Source organism: Rugamonas aquatica, assembly GCF_009380215.1.
Classification (GTDB): domain Bacteria; phylum Pseudomonadota; class Gammaproteobacteria; order Burkholderiales; family Burkholderiaceae_D; genus Rugamonas; species Rugamonas aquatica_B.
Genome location: NZ_WHUG01000001.1, coordinates 15429 through 32616, shown reverse-complemented (window position 1 = coordinate 32616; position 17188 = coordinate 15429). Strand labels below are relative to the sequence as shown.

Here is a 17188-nt window from a genome sequence, read left to right as displayed (position 1 = left end):
AAGAGGCAGACCATGTCGCAGTTACTGGTTCGTGATCTGGACGATGAGATCGTTGATGCGCTAAAACGCTCGGCGGCGGCCAATGGGCGTAGCGCGGAAGCTGAACATCGCGAGATTCTGCGTGCTCATCTGATCAAACATCCGAAGAAGCGTTCTTTCAAAGAAGCTCTGGCTGAGATGCCCTACTTTGGCGATGACGATCTGTTTGACCTCAGGTAGCAATGTTTTTGATTGATACAAACGTGCTTTCCGAGTACTGCAAGGGCAAGAAGGCCAATGCGGGCGTAATACAGTTCTTCGCCGCCGCAGAGAGCAGCGCCTTATTTTTACCGCCCCAAGTAATAGGCGAAATTCAGGCTGGCATCTCGAAGTTGCGCCGCGCCGGAGGCACACAGGCCATGCAACGGGCTGAAAAGTACGAGCTTTGGCTGGATCGTGTGCTAGCCGAGTTCGGCGAGCACATTTTGAAGTTCGACATTGAGGCAGCCCGCATGTGGGGCTCCCTGCTTTCCAGCGATCAGAAAGATCCTCATACGATCGACAAGCAAATCGCGGCGATCGCTTTAATTTATGACTTGGTCGTGGTTACACGCGACAAAGGCGATGCATTTTCACGCACACCCAATTTAAAAATACTTAATCCATTCAGCTAGATCCTACATGCACAATTTTGAAAAACGCCGCGACCGATACAACGCCTTTGCTTCCTTTGAAAACCCGCTGGTCAACCTGAGCTTCGAACTGGAAGTGCCGGACTTTCGGCCTTTCTGCAAAGCGAACCAGCTGCCGCCGTTCCATGTCTTCCTGTACTGCGTACTCAACTCGCTCAAGGAGATCGACAACTTCATGTACCGCGTCTTTGAGGGCGAGGTCATCAAGATCGATGATTTCATGGCCTCGTACACCGTGCTCAACCAGGACAACAACTTGAACTTCGCGCGCTTCCAGCGTTCGTCGGATCTGCGCGAATTCGTCGCGCGCAGCCTGGAGGCGAAAAAGTTCGCCGAATCCAGCGATGTGCTGGTCAACAGCACCGAAGCGCTGAGCCCGCTGGACAAAAGGCGCAACGTCCACATCACCTGCATGCCGTGGCTGAAGCTGGTGGCGATCGAACATCCGATCTATCAGCACAAGAGCTACGACATTCCATCGCTGGCCTGGGGCCGCTTCAGCGATCCGCGCGACGATGGCAAGTTAAGCGTGAACATGTCGGTACTGGCCCACCATGGCTTCGTCGACGGCTACCACGTGCACCTGCTGGCCCAGGCCATCGCGGCGCGGGCGGCGCACATCATCGGCTAAGACCATCAAGAAAAGTTTGCACGGCGGCCGATGCGCTACCCGCCTGCGAACTGACAAGGCCAAACTCCCGATACTGGCGCGGCTCCAATTGCATGACGCGCAGGCCGCGCCTGTCTTCCGGCAGCGCGGATTCGGGAATGATGGACAGGCCCAGCCCTTCCCTCACCAGCACCGCCGCACTGCCGAGATCACGCACCGTGACGCGAATATCCGACAACATCAAGCCCTCCTGCCTGACCAGGCTACGCGCGTTGACCTCGCAGCCGCCGGTCGCCAACACGAAAGGCTGGCCCGCCAGTTCATCCAGCGCCACGCCCTGCTCGCTTGAACGGCGTCCCAGCGCATGATGGGACGGCAGCACCGCCACCCACGCGTCGCGCCCGATGATGACCGCCTGCCGCTGCGGCGCCGGATTCAGCACCACGCCCAGCTCTATCGTATCGGCCGCCAGCCATTGCTCGACTTCCTCGTCCGTACCCTCCAGCGCCACGACATCAATGCCGGGATGGCTGCGCTTGAAGGCGCTCAGCAAAGGCGGCAACACCGTCGTCAGCACGGACGGGAAACTGGCCAGCCGGATGCGGCCCGCATGCAAGCCTTGCGCGGCGTGCGACAGCGAACGGATCGCATCGAACTGCGCCAGCATCGCGCGCGCATGCCCAACCACCTGTTCGCCGAACGCGGTGACACCGACTGCGCGTCGATCGCGCACCAGCAACGGCGCACCCAGCGACGCCTCCATCTGAGCGATCGCCTGGCTGGCGCCCGACTGCGTGATGCCAACCTGCTCCGCCGCCCGCGAGATATTGCCGGCGTCCACAGCCGCAACCAGCACGCGCCAATGGGACAAATTCATCATTAGAAAACCTGATACCTGGTTTATGGAGCATTAATTTTACAGCCAGGCAGCGGATGCCTACAGTGAGGACTCATCATTTTTATGGAATCCGACATGAAGCTATATTTCGCACCGCACACCTGCTCGCTCTCGCCACACATCGTGTTGCAGGAACTGGGGCTGGCCTATGAACTGATACGCGTCGACAATCAAACCAAGCTGACCGCCGACGGCAGGGACTTCCGCAGCATCAACCCGAAGGGCTATGTCGCGGCGCTGGAACTGGGGAATGGAGAAGTGCTGACCGAGGGCTCGGCCATCGTGCAATACCTGGCGGACTTGAAGCCGACGGCGGAACTGGCGCCGCCGCAGGGCAGCTGGCAGCGCGTGCGGCTGCAGGAATGGCTGGGCTTCATCAGCAGCGAGATCCATGCCGGCGCCGCGCCGCTGTTCAACAGCGCCTTGCCGGAAGCGGCACGCGCCATCTTCCGCGACAAACTGGCGAAGCGCGTGGCGCTGCTGGAAACCACGCTGCAGCGCCAAGCCTATCTGCTGGGCGAAAAGTTCAGCATCGCCGACGCCTACCTGTACACGGTGCTGGGCTGGTTCAAGTTCTTCGACATTAGCCTGAACCAGTGGCCGGCGGTCGCCGCCTACGAAAGCCGCATCGCCGCCCGCCCCTCGGTGCAGGCGGCGCTGCGGGCCGAAGCCGAAGCTGGTTAAGCGCGGCGGGCTTCCTGCACGCCGCCGACTTCGGCGATGGCGTTCAGCGCTTTCTGCAGCTGCGCGGTCGCGCCGATCTCGGCCGTGAAGGTCATGCGCGCAAAGCCTTTCGCGCTCTGCGTGTTGACGCCGATGACGTTGATTTTCTCGCGCGAGAAAATCTCCGAAATATCGCGCAGCAGGCCCTGACGGTCGCCCGCCAGGATGAAGATGTCAACCGGGTAGACCGTGTCCGATCCGGCACGGCCCCACTCGGTCACGATCACCCGCTCCGGCGCCTTGGCGCGCATCTCGGCGAAGTTCTTGCACGTGGTGCGGTGGATCGAAACCCCCTTGCCGCGCGTAACGAAGCCGACGATGCCATCCGGCGGCGCCGGCTTGCAGCACTTGGCCAGCTGCGTCATCAAGCCATCGGTGCCGACCACCAGCACGCCCGACTTGGCGCCCTGGTCCACGCTCGATGCCTTGCTCTTGCCCAGCACCACCGCGTCTTCCGGCTCGGTCGGTTCACCCGTGTCGTGCAGCGCCTGCTCGACATGGCGCAGACTGAACTCATCCTTGCCCACCGACAGGAACAGATCGTCCACCTTGGCGAAGCCCAGCTTGTTAGCCAGCGCTTCCAGGTTGACCGCCGTCTTGCCTTCGCGCTGCAGGGATTTCTCCACCATCGCGCGGCCGTGCGACAGCGTTTCCTGCATGTCGATGGCGTGGAACCAGGCGCGGATCTTGGAGCGCGTGCGCGTGGCCACCGTGTACTCATCGCTGAGCCAGTCGCGCGACGGACCCGCCGTGCCCGGCGCGCCCTTGGCGGTGATGATCTCGCAGGTCTGGCCGTTTTTCAGCGGCGTGTTCAGCGGCACCATCACGCCATCGACGCGCGCGCCACGGCAGCGGTGGCCGACATCGCTGTGCAGGTGATAGGCGAAGTCGACCGGCGTTGCGCCGACCGGCAGTTCCAGCACCCGCGCCTGCGGCGTCAGCACGAAGATGCGGTCATCCAGCGCGGCGGACTTGAGCTTCTCCACCCACTCGCGCTGCTGCTCTTCCTGCCCGACCACCGCATCGGCGACATCGGTCTTCCACGCCAGCAGCTGACGCAGCCAGGCGATTTTCTCGTCGTACTTCTGGCCGGCGAAGTTGGAACCGCCGGCCTCCTTGTAGCGCCAGTGCGCCGCCACGCCGTACTCGGCGAAGCCGTGCATCTCCTGCGTGCGGATCTGCACTTCCAGCGGCCGGCCGTCTTCCGCCGTCACCACCGTGTGCAGCGACTGGTAGCCGTTCGATTTCGGCCGCGAGATGTAGTCGTCGAATTCTTTCGGGATCGGCGTCCAGATGTTGTGCACCACGCCCAGCACCGTGTAGCAGGTCTTGACGTCGGCCACGATCACGCGGAAGGCGCGCACGTCGTACAGGTCGGTGAAGTCCAGCTCCTTGCCCTTCATCTTGCTCCAGATGGAGTAGATGTGCTTGGGCCGTCCGAACACTTCGGCCTGGATGCCGGCCGCCGACATTTCCGATTGCAGGCGCGCGATCGACGAGGTGACGAAACCCTCGCGCATCATGCGCTTCTCTTCCAGCATCTTGGCGATGCGCTTGTAGGCTTCCGGCTCGATGAAGCGGAACGACAGATCCTCCAGCTCCCACTTGAGCTGCCAGATCCCCAGGCGGTTGGCCAGCGGCGCGTACAGGTCCAGCGTTTCGCGGCCGTAGGCGCAGGTCATGTCGTTGAACAGCTTGATGTCGGCGAAGTAGCGCAAGGTCGTCACGCAGGACGCCAGGCGCACCAGCACCACGCGCATGTCCGAGGCCATCGCCAGCAGCATCTTGCGCAGCGTTTCGACTTGCGCCACCGCCATCTGCGCGGCGTTGCGGCCGCGTGAAGCGGCGCCTTGCGGGCCCTGGGTTTGCGTCAGTTCGCGCAACCGTATCAGCTGGCGCACGCCGGCCACCAGCTCGCTGACGTCATGGCCGAAACGCGGTTCGATGATGGGTGCTTGCGCCGTGTCGAGCAGGGTCAGTTCGAACATCAGGCCGGCGATGCGGGTCTCGACGTCGGTACGCATAAAGGCCAGCGTGCTGGCCACGCCGACGGCGAAGTCGATAGCTGGCTGGCCGCTGACGCAGACCTTGTCGCCGTAGGCATCGCTGGCGAAATCCAGCGCCGCCAGCATGCGCGCGCTATCGTCGGGCGACAGGCCCTGGACCAGCTGCTCCGACGTGACGCTCGTAAGCGCGGTGATAGAAACCATGATGCCCCTAGCGCTGCGCCGCGACGACGATGATCTCCACGCGCCATGCCGGATCGGCCAGTTTGGCTTCCACCGTGGCGCGCGGCGGCGTGTGGCCGCTCGGCACCCAGGCGTCCCACTCTTCGTTCATGCCGGCGAAATCGGCCAGGTCGGCGATGTAGATGGTGGTGCTGAGGATGCAGGTCTTGTCGCTGCCGGCCTCGGCCAGCAGGCGGTCGACGTGGCCCAGCACTTCGCGGGTCTGGCCTTTGATGTCCTGCGTTTTGTCGTCGGCGATCTGGCCAGCCAGATAGACGGTGCCGTTGTGGATGGCCACTTCGGACAGGCGTTTGCCTACATGCAGTCGTTTGATTTCCATACTTTTCTTCTTTACATTAACCCAACAGGAATTGCTTAACTATCGCGATCTGGTCGTCGTGGATGAAGGTCGGCGCGTGGCCGACACCGGCGATTTCCACCAGCTGGGCTTTCGGGCCGCGCTGGGTCATCAGGGCCGCGGTTTCCGGCGACAGCAGGTCGGACTCGGCGCCGCGCACCAGCAAGGTCGGGCAGCGGATCGCATCGTAGGCGGCCCACAGCATCGCCTCATCGGCTTCGGCCGATTCCGGCGTCGCCGAGCGGAACGGCAAGGCCAGGCCCATATCGTAGTGGCGCACCCATTTGCCGTCTTTATCCTGGCGCAGCACGTCGGTCGCCAGTTTATGCCATTCCTCCTCGGTGTGCTCGCCGAAGGTCAGCGAGACGTCGCGGATGAACTTGGCCGCCTCATCGAAGGTGTTGAAGCGCAGATCCTGGCCGATGTAGTCGCCGATGCGCTGCAACGCCATCGGCGCCAGCACCGGGCCGATGTCGTTGAGGATCAGCTTGCGGACCGGATTGTCCGGCAGCGAGGCCAGGCCGAGACCAATCAAGCCGCCCATCGACGTGCCGAACCAGTCGACGCTGGATTTTTCACCGTCGGGCAGCACGCGCGCCAGCAGCGTGACGATGTCGCTGACATACTGGGGAATGCGGTACAGCTGCGGATTCTTCAGCCAATCGGAACGGCCGCGGCCGACGACGTCGGGGCAGATCACGCGATAGTCATTGGCCAGCGCGCGCGCCATGGCGTCGAAATCGTCGCCGACGCGGGTCACGCCGTGCACGCACATCAGTACGTTGGGGTTGCTCTCATCACCCCATTCCTTGTAAGACATGCGGTGCAAACCAGCCAGAGACAGACATTGAACAGACTTTATTTTTGCTTCGAACATGCGGCTTCCTTGGTGGTTTTTATAGTGTTTTATGTAATGATGTTCAGAAATACCATTTTACCGGGCGTTACGCTTAAAATCCTACCGAAGTGTAGCGCAGCAGGACTTTAATCTCCAACCCTCCAGAGGACACTATGGCAAACAAGACTTTGAGCGGCAAGACGGCGCTGGTGACAGGCTCCACCTCCGGCATCGGCCTGGGCATCGCCCGCACGCTGGCGGCAGAAGGCGCCCACGTGCTGCTGAACGGCTTCGGCGACGCCGCCGAGATCGCCCAACTGCAAGTTGACCTGGCCAAGGAATTCGGCGTGCAGGTCGCGTATCACAACGCCGACATGTCCAAGCCGGCCGAGATCGAGAACATGATCGCCTTCGCCGGCGACAAGTTCGGCGGCGTCGATGTGCTGGTCAACAACGCCGGCATCCAGCACGTGACCAATGTCGAAGACTTTCCGGTCGAGAAATGGGACGCCATCATCGCCATCAATCTGACTTCTGCGTTCCATACGTCGCGGCTGGTGCTGCCGCGCATGCGCGCCAACAACTGGGGCCGCATCATCAACCTGGCGTCCACCCACGGGCTGGTGGCTTCGGCCGGCAAGTCGGCCTATGTCGCCGCCAAGCATGGCCTGATCGGGCTGACCAAGGCCGCCGCGCTGGAGACCGCCACCACCGGCGTCACCGTCAACGCCATCTGCCCCGGCTTCGTGCTGACGCCGCTGGTGCAGAAACAGGTCGACGCCCGCGCCGCCAAGGACAGCATCAGCAACGAGGACGCCAAGAAAGCGCTGCTGGCCGACAAGCAGCCATCCGGCGAATTCGTCACGCCGGAAGAGCTGGGCGCGCTGGCCGTGTTCCTGTGCAGCGACGCCGCGAAACAGGTGCGCGGCGTGGCATGGAATATGGACGGCGGCTGGGTCGCTCAATAAGTCTTACATAAGAGATATCACAGTTGTGAATGCGGTTAACCACAATAGTGATGTCTGATATTTTGACGGATGATGGTCTCCTCACCAGAAACGCGAGGAGACCCCGTGAAAAAGCCGTTCTACAAAATTCTCTATGTGCAGGTGTTGTTCGCCATCGCCTGCGGCATCCTGCTAGGCATCTTCTACCCATCCGACGCCGTCGCGATGAAACCGCTTGGCGACGGCTTTATCAAGCTCATCAAGATGATCATCGCGCCGGTGATTTTCTGCACCGTGGTCTCCGGCATCGCCGGCATGCAGGACGTTAAAAAGATCGGCCGCGTCGGCGGCAAGGCGCTGTTGTACTTCGAGGTGGTCTCCACCTTCGCGCTGGTGATCGGCCTGTTCGTCGCCAACATCGTGCGCCCAGGCGCCGGCTTCAACGCCGACCCGGCCACGCTCGACACCAAGTCCATCGCCGAATTCACCGAAAAAGCCAAGCACCAGTCGACCATCGACTTCGTGATGAACATCATCCCGAACACTGTGATCGATGCCTTCGCCAAGGGCGACATCCTGCAAGTGCTGCTGATCGCCATCCTGTTCGGTTTCTCGCTGTCGCTGCTGGGTGAGCGCGGCAAGCCGGTCACCAAGCTGATCGACGACCTGTCGTCGGCCATCTTCGGCGTGGTCGGCATCGTCATGAAAGTCGCCCCGATCGGCGCGTTCGGCGCGATGGCCTTCACCATCGGCAAATACGGCATCGCCTCGCTGAAACCGCTGGCCACGCTGATGGGCTGCTTCTACCTGACCTGCGGCCTGTTCGTGGTAGTGGTGCTGGGCACCGTGGCCCGCCTGACCGGCTTCTCGATCTTCAAGTTCATCGCCTACATCAAGGAAGAACTGCTGATCGTACTGGGCACCAGCTCGTCGGAAAGCGCCCTGCCTTCGCTGATGACCAAGCTGGAACGCCTGGGCTGCTCCAAGTCCGTCGTCGGCCTGGTGGTTCCGACCGGCTACTCGTTCAATCTGGACGGCACCAACATCTACATGACCATGGCCGCCCTGTTCGTGGCCCAGGCCACCAACACCGACCTGACCCTGACGCAGGAACTGACCATCCTCGGCGTGGCGATGCTGACCTCGAAGGGTGCATCGGGCATCACCGGCGCCGGCTTCATCACGCTGGCGGCGACGCTGGCCGTCGTGCCGACCATCCCGGTGGCGGGCATGGCGCTGATCCTGGGCATCGACCGCTTCATGAGCGAATGCCGCGCGCTGACCAACTTCGTCGGCAACGGCGTGGCCTCGGTGGTGGTCTCGCACTGGGAAAAAGAGCTGAACCATGACACGCTGCACAAGGAGCTGAACAATCCCGGCTCGACCGTGACCGATCCCGACCTGCAGCCGCTGACGCGCCACGCGCACTGACCAGCCATCGCCCGACCCGCGCCCCGCACGCCGCACAACGGCTTGCGGGGCGTTTTCATATATATTCAAGGCATGAAACCCAACTCCCTGCGCATCAAGACCGCCGCCCTGCTATGGCTGGGCTGCGGCATCGCCGGCGCCGCCGAGCCGGCGCCCAAGGTCGACGCGGCTTATCTGGCCGCGCGCCACGTCGCCTATAGCGGCAAGCTGGTCGAGGCCAGGCGCGTCGACGACCGCGACGGCGAACATCTGCTGGTGCTGAGCCGCAAGGCCGGCCCCTCGCAAATGCAAAATGCCGACAGCGACGAAGACTATCTCGAACTGGCCGCCACCTATTACGGCAACAGGGATGGGCGCTGGCGGGTCGAGTGGACCGTGCGCGACAATGTCGATTGCCCCATCCTGGACCACAACGCCGAATTCTTCCTCTCCGACATCAGCATCACCGACCTGAACCACGACGGCCGTAGTGAAGTCACCATACCGTATAAACTGTTTTGCAGCGGCGGCGTCGACTATTCCACCGTCAAGGTGATCCTGCGCGAAGGCGCCACCAAGCTGGCGATACGCGGCGAGCTGGAGTTTCACGACCACGCGCCTGCGCTGCAAGGCAAGCGGCAATACGACGCCGCCCTGCTGCAACCAGCCAACGCCGCCTACAAGCGGCATATGGACGCGATCTGGAAAACCATCGCCCGCCGCCGTGAATGAAAACGCTGCGCCGGCCGCATAAAAAAAGGCACGCCGCGGCGTGCCTTGTTGCTTGCGAATCCAGCTTTACACGGCCGAGGTATCCAGCTCCACGCCGGTCGCTTCCTGGATCTGCGCCTTGGTGACGCCGGGCGCCAGCTCGGTCAGCTTCAAGCCCTTGTCGGTCACTTCCATCACGCCGAGGTCGGTGACGATCAAGTCCACCACGCCGACGCCGGTCAGCGGCAGGTCGCATTGCTTGAGCAGCTTGTGCGAAGTCGAGCCGTCCTTGGCGGTGGCGACGTGCTCCATCAGCACCACCACCCGCTTGACGCCGGCCACCAGGTCCATCGCGCCGCCCATGCCCTTGACCATTTTGCCCGGGATCATCCAGTTGGCCAGATCGCCTTTTTCCGACACCTGCATCGCGCCCAGGATCGCCAGGTTGATCTTGCCGCCGCGGATCATGCCGAACGAGTCGGCCGAGCTGAAGTAGGCCGCGCCGGGCAGCGCCGTCACGGTCTGCTTGCCGGCGTTGATCAGGTCGGCGTCGACTTCATCGTCGGTCGGGAACGGGCCGATGCCCAGCAAGCCGTTCTCCGATTGCAGAAACACTTCCATGCCGGCCGGTACGTAGTTCGCCACCAGCGTCGGCAAGCCGATGCCGAGGTTGACGTAGTAACCGTCCTGCAATTCCTTCGCCGCGCGCGCGGCCATTTCGTCACGAGTCCATGCCATGATATGTGTTCTCCGTTGTTCTTAGTTGGCGCGCACGGTGCGCTGCTCGATGCGTTTTTCCGGCGTGGCGTTGACCACGATGCGGTGCACGAAGATGCTCGGCAGATGCACGGCGTCCGGGTCGATCTCGCCGATTTCCACCAGCTGCTCGACTTCGACGATGGTGATCTTGCCGGCCATCGCGGCATTCGGGTTGAAGTTGCGCGCGGTCTTGCGGAACACCAGGTTGCCGGCCTTGTCGGCCTTCCAGGCTTTGACCAGGGCCACGTCGGCCACCAGGCTGCGTTCCATCACATATTGCTCGCCGTCGAATTCGCGGATTTCCTTGCCCTCGGCGACGATGGTGCCGACGCCGGTCTTGGTGAAGAAGGCCGGGATGCCGGCGCCGCCGGCGCGCAGCTTCTCGGCCAGCGTGCCTTGCGGCGTGAATTCCAGCTCCAGCTCGCCGGCCAGGTACTGGCGCGCGAACTCTTTGTTTTCGCCCACGTAGGAAGCGATCATTTTTTTAATCTGGCGGGTTTCCAGCAGCTGGCCGAGGCCGAAGCCGTCCACGCCGGCGTTGTTGGAGATCGCGGTCAGGCCGGTGACGCCGGAATCGCGCAGCGCGCCGATCAGTGCCTCGGGAATGCCGCACAGGCCGAAGCCGCCGACGGCGATGGTTTGCCCGTTTTGTACGACGCCCGCCAGCGCGGCGGCGGCGTCAGGATAGATTTTATTCATGGGTGTCCCTTATAGTTTGTTGCTAAATCCGTTGCTAACATTGTTAAATGCACTAGCGACGAGGCGTCTCAGCATAGAATACGCAAATCAAAAGCACAATACCGTAGAACTACCTGCCGCCCCCACACATGAACAACGCTCCGGTCATCGATTACGAATCCATTTTCCTGCACGCGCCGGTCGGCATGTGCATCTCGGAAAACCGCGTCATCCAGTCCTGCAACGAGGCGCTGGCCGCGATGTTCGGCCACACCCGCGCGCAGCTGGAGGGCTTGTCCTTCCTGGTGCTGTACCCGACCATGGACGAGTTCCTGCGCACCGGCGACCGCATCATCCCCATCATGAACGCCAAGGGCCGCTATTCAGACGAGCGCATCATGCGCCGCGCCAACGGCGAATTGTTCTGGTGCCACGTCACCGGCCATTCGATGAAGGCGTCCGAGCCGCTGGGGCCGGGCATCTGGACCTTCGAGGATGTCAGCGAAAAACGCCCGGTCACGGCCGAGCTGACGCCGCGCGAGCGCGAAATCGCCGCCTTGCTGGTCGAAGGCAAGACCAGCAAGACCATCGCCCGCCAGATCGACCTCAGCCCGCGCACGGTGGAAATGCACCGCGCCAAGCTGATGCGCAAGTTCTCGGCCGCCACCTCGTCGGAACTGGTCCACAAGCTGGTCGGCCTCCAACTCTAAGCTGTTACGTTGCGGTCATGCCGTCATCGGCCGAAATAATCGCGCCGTTGATGAAGCTGGAATCCTCGCCGGCCAGCAGCAACAGCAGGCCGTCCAGGTCTTCCGGCTTGCCCGGACGCTTGCGCGGCAGCATATTGATCAGCTTCTGGCCCTGTTCGCTGGCGAAGTATTCCTCGTTGATCTCGGTCGAGATATAGCCCGGGCAGATGGCGTTGGTGTTGATGCCGTACTTGCCCCACTCCACCGCCATGGCCTTGGTCATCTGCACCACGCCGGCCTTGCTCATGCAATACACGCCGATCTGCGGCAGCACCCGCAAGCCCGCCACCGAGGCGATGTTGATGATGCGGTGCTGCTTGCCCGGGTCGCCCTTGGCGCGCGCGATCATGCGCTTGGCGGTCTGCTGGGCCACGAAGAAGGCGCCGCGCAGATTGGTGTCCATGACAAAAGCGTAGTCTTCCGGCGTGACATCGACCAGGCGCTGGGTGGTCGACACGCCCGAGTTGTTGACCAGGATGTCGATCGGTCCGGCCTCGGTCTCGGCATGGGCGATGGCCGACTTGATGCTGGCGTAGTCGGTCACGTCCAGGCTGACCACATGGGCGGCGCCGCCGTCGGCCTCGATTTCGGCGCGTAATTCCTTCAGGCGCTCGGTGCGGCGCGACGCCAGCACCACCTGGGCGCCGGCCTGGGCCAGCACTTTGGCAAACCGGGCTCCGAGACCGCTGGAGGCGCCGGTGATCAGCGCAATTTTTCCCTCAAAGTTAACTTCTATGCCCACGAGCTACTCCTAGTGTTTGGTATAAGTGACGAATTGCCGACAGCCAGGCTGTCGTCTCGTTATGATTACACAAATTGCCAGTATTAGATTGCAGTGTCTAATAATGTCCCTCAAAATGGCGCCCACATTGCATTTCGGACGAAAAAGAAGCACACTCGTGCTTAAATTTTCTTCCCTCCTTATTGACCACTATAAGAACAGACCATGACACAGCCACAAAATCTAGTAGAACAGTACGGTCCGCGCGACGCGATGGAGTATGACGTCGTGATCGTCGGCGGCGGCCCGGCGGGCTTGTCGGCGGCCATCAAGATCAAGCAACTGGCCGCGGAAAAAGGCCAGGAAGTGTCGGTCGTCGTGCTGGAAAAAGGCGGAGAACTGGGCGCCCACATCCTGTCCGGCGCGGTGATGGACCCGAAGGCCCTGACCGAGCTGATCCCAGACTGGAAGGAAAAAGGCGCGCCGCTCAACACCGAAGTCACCGAAGACCGCGTGCTGTTCCTGACCGAAACCAAGGCCATCAAGACCCCGAACTTCCTGCTGCCGGCCTGTTTTGAAAACCACGGCAACTATGTGATCTCGCTGGGCAACGTGGTGCGCTGGCTGGGCCAGCAGGCCGAGGCGCTGGGCGTGGAAATCTTCCCGGGCTTCCCTGCCGCTGAAATCCTGTACAACGACGACGGCTCCGTCAAGGGCGTCGCCACCGGCAATATGGGCGTCAAGCGCGACGGCGAAGCCGGCTCGGACTTCCAGCTGGGTATGGAACTGCACGGCAAGTACACGCTGTTCGCCGAAGGCGCGCGCGGCCACCTGGGCAAGCAGCTGATGGCCAAGTACGACCTGAACAAGGGCAAGGATCCGCAATCCTACGGCATCGGCATCAAGGAACTGTGGGAAATCGATCCGGCCAAGCACCAGCCCGGCCTGGTGGTCCACACCACCGGCTGGCCGCTGGACAGCAAGACTTACGGCGGCTCCTTCCTGTACCACCTGGAAAACAACCAGGTCATGGTCGGCTACGTGGTCGGCCTGAACTACGAGAATCCTTATCTGTCGCCGTACGAGGAATTCCAGCGCTACAAGACCCACCCGGCCATCAAGACCTTCTTCGAGGGCGGCAAGCGCATTTCCTACGGCGCCCGCGCGATCACCGCCGGCGGCCTGCAATCGCTGCCCAAGCTGGTCTTCCCGGGCGGCGCGCTGATCGGCTGCGACGCCGGCTTCCTCAATATGAGCCGCATCAAGGGCAGCCACGCGGCGATCAAGTCCGGCATGCTGGCCGCCGAGTCGGTATTCGAAGCGCTGGGCGCCAGCCGTCAGCACGATGAGCTGGCCACCTACCCGGTCGCGTTTGAAAAATCCTGGCTGCATGAAGAACTGCACGTGGCGCGCAACGTCAAGCCTTGGCTGAACAAGGGCCTGTACCTCGGTTCGCTGATGACCGGCATCGACCAGCTGGTGTTCCGCGGCAAGGCGCCATGGACGCTGCACCACAGCCACGCCGACCACGAATGCCTGAAACCGGCGTCGCAGTTCGCGCCGATCAGCTATCCCAAGCCGGACGGCAAGCTGACCTTCGACCGCCTGTCGTCGGTGTTCATTTCCAACACCAACCACGCCGAAGACCAGCCGATCCACCTGACGTTGAAAAATCCGAGCGTGCCGGTGGATGTCAACCTGGCCCAGTACGCCGGTCCGGAAGCGCGCTACTGCCCTGCCGGCGTCTACGAATTCGTCAAGACCGACGAAGGCGCGGACCGCCTGCAGATCAACGCCCAGAACTGCGTGCACTGCAAGACCTGCGATATCAAGGATCCGACCCAGAACATCGTCTGGGTGACGCCGGAAGGCGGCGGCGGCCCGAACTATCCAAATATGTAAGACTGAAAAGCAACAAAATCACCACAGCGCGTCCTCCGGGACGCGCTGTTTTTTTATCCGGGGAACAATTTGGAACACTTTTTTTGTGCCAACATCGCAAAACCGGACCATAATCGAGCCGTGGAAAGGCCGCACACCGGGCTGGAATGGGCTTTACCGGGTCCCCGTTAGAAAATATTTTAGAAATTTCCACAAAGCATTTAATGTCCTCCCAGATATGGTCGTCTTGTACTTGGGAGAGCACAAAGGATCCGTTGCTCCGAACTGAATCCACCTACCAGGAGTTATTTCATGCTGAGCCTTCACACTAACGCTGCGGCCCTTTCCGCACAGAACTCGATCTCCCGCACCCAGATGGCGCTGTCGAACTCGCAGACCCGCCTGAGCACCGGTTTCCGTGTCAATTCGGCCATGGACGATGCTGCGGGCCTGCAAATTGCAACCCGTCTGAAAGCACAGACCAGCGGTATGGCCATGGCCATGCGCAACACCCAGAACTCGATCTCGATGCTGCAAACCGCCGAAGGCGCGTTTGACGAAGTCACCAACATGCTGGTTCGCATGAAAGATCTGGCCACCCAGGCAGCCGACCAATCGTCCTCCGCCACCGACCAGACCGCTCTGCAATCGGAATACGATGCACTGGGTAAAGAACTGAACAACATCATGAACAACACCACTTTCGGCGGCCAAGCTCTGCTGAAAGGCGGCACCATCGCCGGTTCGATGCAGTTCCAGATCGGCGCCAGCAAAACCGAAACCATGACCGTTGACCTGAGCACCGACATGGGCACCACGCTGGAAAACGCACTGACCGCCGTCAGCGCCCAGTACACCACCCCATCGGCAACCGCCGGCGCCGAAGTATCGGGCGCCAACCAGGCAGCCGGTGCTACCGCTGCAGGCACCTCGATCAAGAACATCTCCGACGCGCTGGACGCAGTCGGTTCGATCCGTTCGTCGCTGGGTGCAGCCGCTAACCGTCTGGACCACATCTACAACAACTTGTCGAACATTTCGACCAACACCAAAGCTGCAACTGGCCGTATCATGGATACCGACTTCGCCGCTGAATCGTCGAACATGACCTCCAGCCAGATGCTGCTGCAAGCTGGTACCGCCATGTTGAAACAATCGAACAGCACGTCGTCCCTGGTTATGTCCTTGCTGCAATAATCGTAGCGCCTTCCTGATCTGCTCGCGGGTCAGGAACACAAGGAGCCAACCGGAGTATCGGTTGGCTTTTTTTTCATCGGATTTTTTCGAGAGCGAGCTTGATGGCTTTAGACCGCATCGGACCTACTTCCCGCCCGCTGGGCATCCCGGACCGGCAGCCCACGCAGCCAGGCCCGGTTGCGCGCGCGCCCGGCGAAGTGCCGTTCGATGCCGACTATCCGGTCGGCCCGCTGGCCCCGAGCGGCCCCGGCGCCATCGGCGTGCTGCTCGACGGCCCGGAAGGCATGCCCCTGCCGCATTCCGGCGTCGAGGCGCTGGCCGCCGCCCTGGCCGAGGTGCCGAACGGCGCCGACCCGGCCGCGATGCGGCCCAACCAGGTCTTTTTATCGCGCCAGCTGGTCTGGCAACCGCCCGACACCCAGATGATGGCCGCCTCCTGGCAGGTCATGGTGCGCACCTACGGCGAACAACGCGCCGCCTGGCTGGAACAGGCCAGCGGCCAGCATGTACCGTCCAGCCTGTTCATGGCCGACCACACGCCCTCCGCGATGCGCGACGGCCGTCCCGGCCTGCCGCTGGTGACGGAGATGGAACCGTGGCGCTTTGCCGTCTACGCCTGGGGCGCCGAGCGGCTGGTATTGAAGGTCATCGTCAAGGATGACGAGGAACAGGAGCGCGGCAACCGCCGCCGCCGTTCGCGCGTGGCGCTGCGGCTGGAACTGATGCTGCCGGGCGTGGGCCGGGTGGTGATCCAGATGGAGCCGGCCACCGGCAACGGCGTGGTGCTGGAAGTGGGCGCGGCGCAGACCTCGGCCATGCAGCACATGCGCGAGATGCTGCCGCAGCTGGCGGCCACGGTCAGCCGCTCCGGCCTGACGATCTTGCGCTGCCGCCTGCGGCGCGAACTGCCGCCGTCCAGCGGCGAGCACTCCCACCCTACCCGCCTGCACACGGCGGCGCTGACCCAGGCCATCTTCAAGGCGATGGCCGAGCTGGCCGTGCTGCTGTCGCAGCCGATGCCGCCGGACGAGCTGTTCACCGAGACGGCCTGAGCCCGGCCATAAAAAAACCCGCCGAGCGCTGCCGCCGGGCGGGTTCTTTCATGGCCTGTTAAGGCCGTAAACTGTTTAGCTGTTTTGACGACGACGGGCGATCGCGCCCACTGCCACCAGGCCCAGCAACATCATGGCGTAGCTCGAAGGCTCCGGCACGGCGCTGACATAGCCGATGGTGAAGCTGCCCGAATCCCACTGGCCGTCGGCCTCGCCTGGGTTCAGGTCCTTATAATTTTCGCTGAATTCGATGCGCAGCTTGCCGTCGGCGCCCACTTTGAAATCCAGGCCCAGGTCCACCAGGTTGGCGCTGCCTTCGGAATGCTCGGAGCCGGCTTCTTGAGTCAAACTCGGGGTGAATACCACGCCGTCGTTGCCTGCGCTGGGGCTGAAGTGCACTTCCATGTCAGACAGCCAGCTGGGATCGAAGGCGGTGTAGTTGACGTTCCAGGTGATGCTGGTGATGTGGGCCAGTGCGCCCAGGTTCAATTCGATGACGGTATTGCCCGCTTCACCGTACAGATCGTAGCTCTGTATCCCGGCAACGTTGACCACCTTGGTACTATCGGCCGCTTGGGCGGCGCCCCCGGCAAGCGCCGCGGCAACAGCGGCAAAGAACATCAAAGCGCGCACAAATTTCAGATTTCTCATTTTTCGGCTCTTTCAGTGTGGTACTACGGTTGGGGATGATGAAAAGATATCATGCTTATTAAAAAATCAGTGCACGATTACCAACAACTGACGAAAAAGCAACAAT

Annotated in this window: 19 protein-coding genes; 11 read left to right on the top strand and 8 right to left on the bottom strand. The window is 62.1% G+C overall.

Translation table 11 applies throughout. From position 1 onward, the window contains the following. Positions 1 to 12 precede the first annotated feature (12 nt). Genes GEV02_RS00185 through GEV02_RS00175 form a run of 3 tightly spaced genes read left to right on the top strand, consistent with a single transcriptional unit; the run spans position 13 to position 1302 of the window. Positions 13 to 219, top strand: coding sequence for a FitA-like ribbon-helix-helix domain-containing protein (locus GEV02_RS00185; RefSeq protein WP_152835968.1), 207 nt, complete (start codon positions 13 to 15; stop codon positions 217 to 219). 2 nt (positions 220 to 221) lie between these two features. Then, positions 222 to 653, top strand: a complete 432-nt coding sequence (locus tag GEV02_RS00180; protein WP_152835967.1) for a type II toxin-antitoxin system VapC family toxin — start codon at positions 222 to 224, stop codon at positions 651 to 653. Between the two features lie 7 nt (positions 654 to 660). Further along, on the top strand, positions 661 to 1302 hold the full coding sequence (locus GEV02_RS00175) for a CatA-like O-acetyltransferase (RefSeq protein ID WP_008449415.1): 642 nt from the start codon (positions 661 to 663) through the stop codon (positions 1300 to 1302). Here GEV02_RS00175 and GEV02_RS00170 read toward each other — a convergent pair. After that, positions 1292 to 2161, bottom strand: a complete 870-nt coding sequence (locus GEV02_RS00170) for a LysR family transcriptional regulator (protein WP_152835966.1) — start codon at positions 2159 to 2161, stop codon at positions 1292 to 1294. The genes GEV02_RS00175 and GEV02_RS00170 overlap by 11 nt on opposite strands. 93 nt (positions 2162 to 2254) lie before the next feature. Here GEV02_RS00170 and gstA point away from each other — a divergent pair, with 93 nt between their 5' ends. After that, positions 2255 to 2863, top strand: a complete 609-nt coding sequence (gene gstA / locus GEV02_RS00165; protein WP_152835965.1) for a glutathione transferase GstA — start codon at positions 2255 to 2257, stop codon at positions 2861 to 2863. On the opposite strand, the gene GEV02_RS00160 is transcribed toward gstA, so the two are convergent. From GEV02_RS00160 to GEV02_RS00150, 3 genes are read right to left on the bottom strand one after another with little or no spacing between them, the layout of a single operon-like run. Continuing rightward, positions 2860 to 5112 carry a RelA/SpoT family protein gene (locus GEV02_RS00160; RefSeq protein ID WP_152835964.1) on the bottom strand — a complete coding sequence of 751 codons (2253 nt, stop codon included), beginning with the start codon at positions 5110 to 5112 and terminating at the stop codon, positions 2860 to 2862. The two genes, gstA and GEV02_RS00160, sit on opposite strands and share 4 nt — an antisense overlap. Before the next feature lie 7 nt (positions 5113 to 5119). After that, positions 5120 to 5470 carry a RidA family protein gene (locus GEV02_RS00155; RefSeq protein WP_152835963.1) on the bottom strand — a complete coding sequence of 117 codons (351 nt, stop codon included), beginning with the start codon at positions 5468 to 5470 and terminating at the stop codon, positions 5120 to 5122. Positions 5471 to 5486: 16 nt separating this feature from the next. After that, positions 5487 to 6365, bottom strand: coding sequence for an alpha/beta fold hydrolase (locus GEV02_RS00150; protein ID WP_152835962.1), 879 nt, complete (start codon positions 6363 to 6365; stop codon positions 5487 to 5489). Between the two features lie 134 nt (positions 6366 to 6499). On the opposite strand from GEV02_RS00150, the gene GEV02_RS00145 reads away from it, so the two are divergent. The 3 genes from GEV02_RS00145 to GEV02_RS00135 all read left to right on the top strand — a co-directional run bounded on the left by GEV02_RS00145 (position 6500) and on the right by GEV02_RS00135 (position 9415). Then, positions 6500 to 7294, top strand: a complete 795-nt coding sequence (locus tag GEV02_RS00145) for a 3-hydroxybutyrate dehydrogenase (protein WP_152835961.1) — start codon at positions 6500 to 6502, stop codon at positions 7292 to 7294. Positions 7295 to 7366: 72 nt separating this feature from the next. Beyond that, entirely contained in the window at positions 7367 to 8704 is a 1338-nt protein-coding gene (locus GEV02_RS00140) for a dicarboxylate/amino acid:cation symporter (RefSeq protein ID WP_152836685.1), read from the top strand. A gap of 72 nt (positions 8705 to 8776) precedes the next feature. Next, entirely contained in the window at positions 8777 to 9415 is a 639-nt protein-coding gene (locus GEV02_RS00135) for a M949_RS01915 family surface polysaccharide biosynthesis protein (protein ID WP_152835960.1), read from the top strand. 66 nt (positions 9416 to 9481) lie between these two features. Here GEV02_RS00135 and GEV02_RS00130 read toward each other — a convergent pair whose 3' ends face one another. Further along, on the bottom strand, positions 9482 to 10132 hold the full coding sequence (locus GEV02_RS00130) for a CoA transferase subunit B (protein WP_152835959.1): 651 nt from the start codon (positions 10130 to 10132) through the stop codon (positions 9482 to 9484). A gap of 21 nt (positions 10133 to 10153) precedes the next feature. Continuing rightward, the gene (locus tag GEV02_RS00125; RefSeq protein WP_008449436.1) at positions 10154 to 10852 is read right to left on the bottom strand and encodes a CoA transferase subunit A; all 699 of its coding nucleotides are present in this window, start codon (positions 10850 to 10852) and stop codon (positions 10154 to 10156) included. A 128-nt stretch (positions 10853 to 10980) separates the two neighbouring features. Between GEV02_RS00125 and GEV02_RS00120 the strand changes: the two genes are divergently transcribed. Further along, positions 10981 to 11541, top strand: a complete 561-nt coding sequence (locus GEV02_RS00120; RefSeq protein WP_008449438.1) for a LuxR C-terminal-related transcriptional regulator — start codon at positions 10981 to 10983, stop codon at positions 11539 to 11541. Between the two features lie 4 nt (positions 11542 to 11545). Here the strand turns inward: GEV02_RS00120 and GEV02_RS00115 are convergent, their stop codons facing one another. Continuing rightward, complete coding sequence (locus GEV02_RS00115; RefSeq protein ID WP_008449440.1) at positions 11546 to 12322, bottom strand: SDR family oxidoreductase; 777 nt, start codon at positions 12320 to 12322, stop codon at positions 11546 to 11548. 252 nt (positions 12323 to 12574) lie between these two features. On the opposite strand from GEV02_RS00115, the gene GEV02_RS00110 reads away from it, so the two are divergent. The 3 genes from GEV02_RS00110 (at position 12575) to GEV02_RS00100 (ending at position 16431) form a co-directional block, all read left to right on the top strand. Next, a complete protein-coding gene (locus GEV02_RS00110) occupies positions 12575 to 14203 on the top strand; it encodes an electron transfer flavoprotein-ubiquinone oxidoreductase (protein ID WP_152836684.1) in 1629 nt (542 codons plus the stop codon). Positions 14204 to 14494: 291 nt separating this feature from the next. Then, positions 14495 to 15379: a flagellin N-terminal helical domain-containing protein gene (locus tag GEV02_RS00105; RefSeq protein ID WP_152835958.1), complete on the top strand. Its 885-nt coding sequence runs from the start codon at positions 14495 to 14497 to the stop codon at positions 15377 to 15379. 101 nt (positions 15380 to 15480) lie between these two features. After that, positions 15481 to 16431 carry a hypothetical protein gene (locus GEV02_RS00100; protein ID WP_174998954.1) on the top strand — a complete coding sequence of 317 codons (951 nt, stop codon included), beginning with the start codon at positions 15481 to 15483 and terminating at the stop codon, positions 16429 to 16431. Positions 16432 to 16506: 75 nt separating this feature from the next. Here GEV02_RS00100 and GEV02_RS00095 read toward each other — a convergent pair whose 3' ends face one another. Continuing rightward, positions 16507 to 17082 carry a PEP-CTERM sorting domain-containing protein gene (locus tag GEV02_RS00095; RefSeq protein ID WP_152835957.1) on the bottom strand — a complete coding sequence of 192 codons (576 nt, stop codon included), beginning with the start codon at positions 17080 to 17082 and terminating at the stop codon, positions 16507 to 16509. Positions 17083 to 17188: the final 106 nt, after the last annotated feature.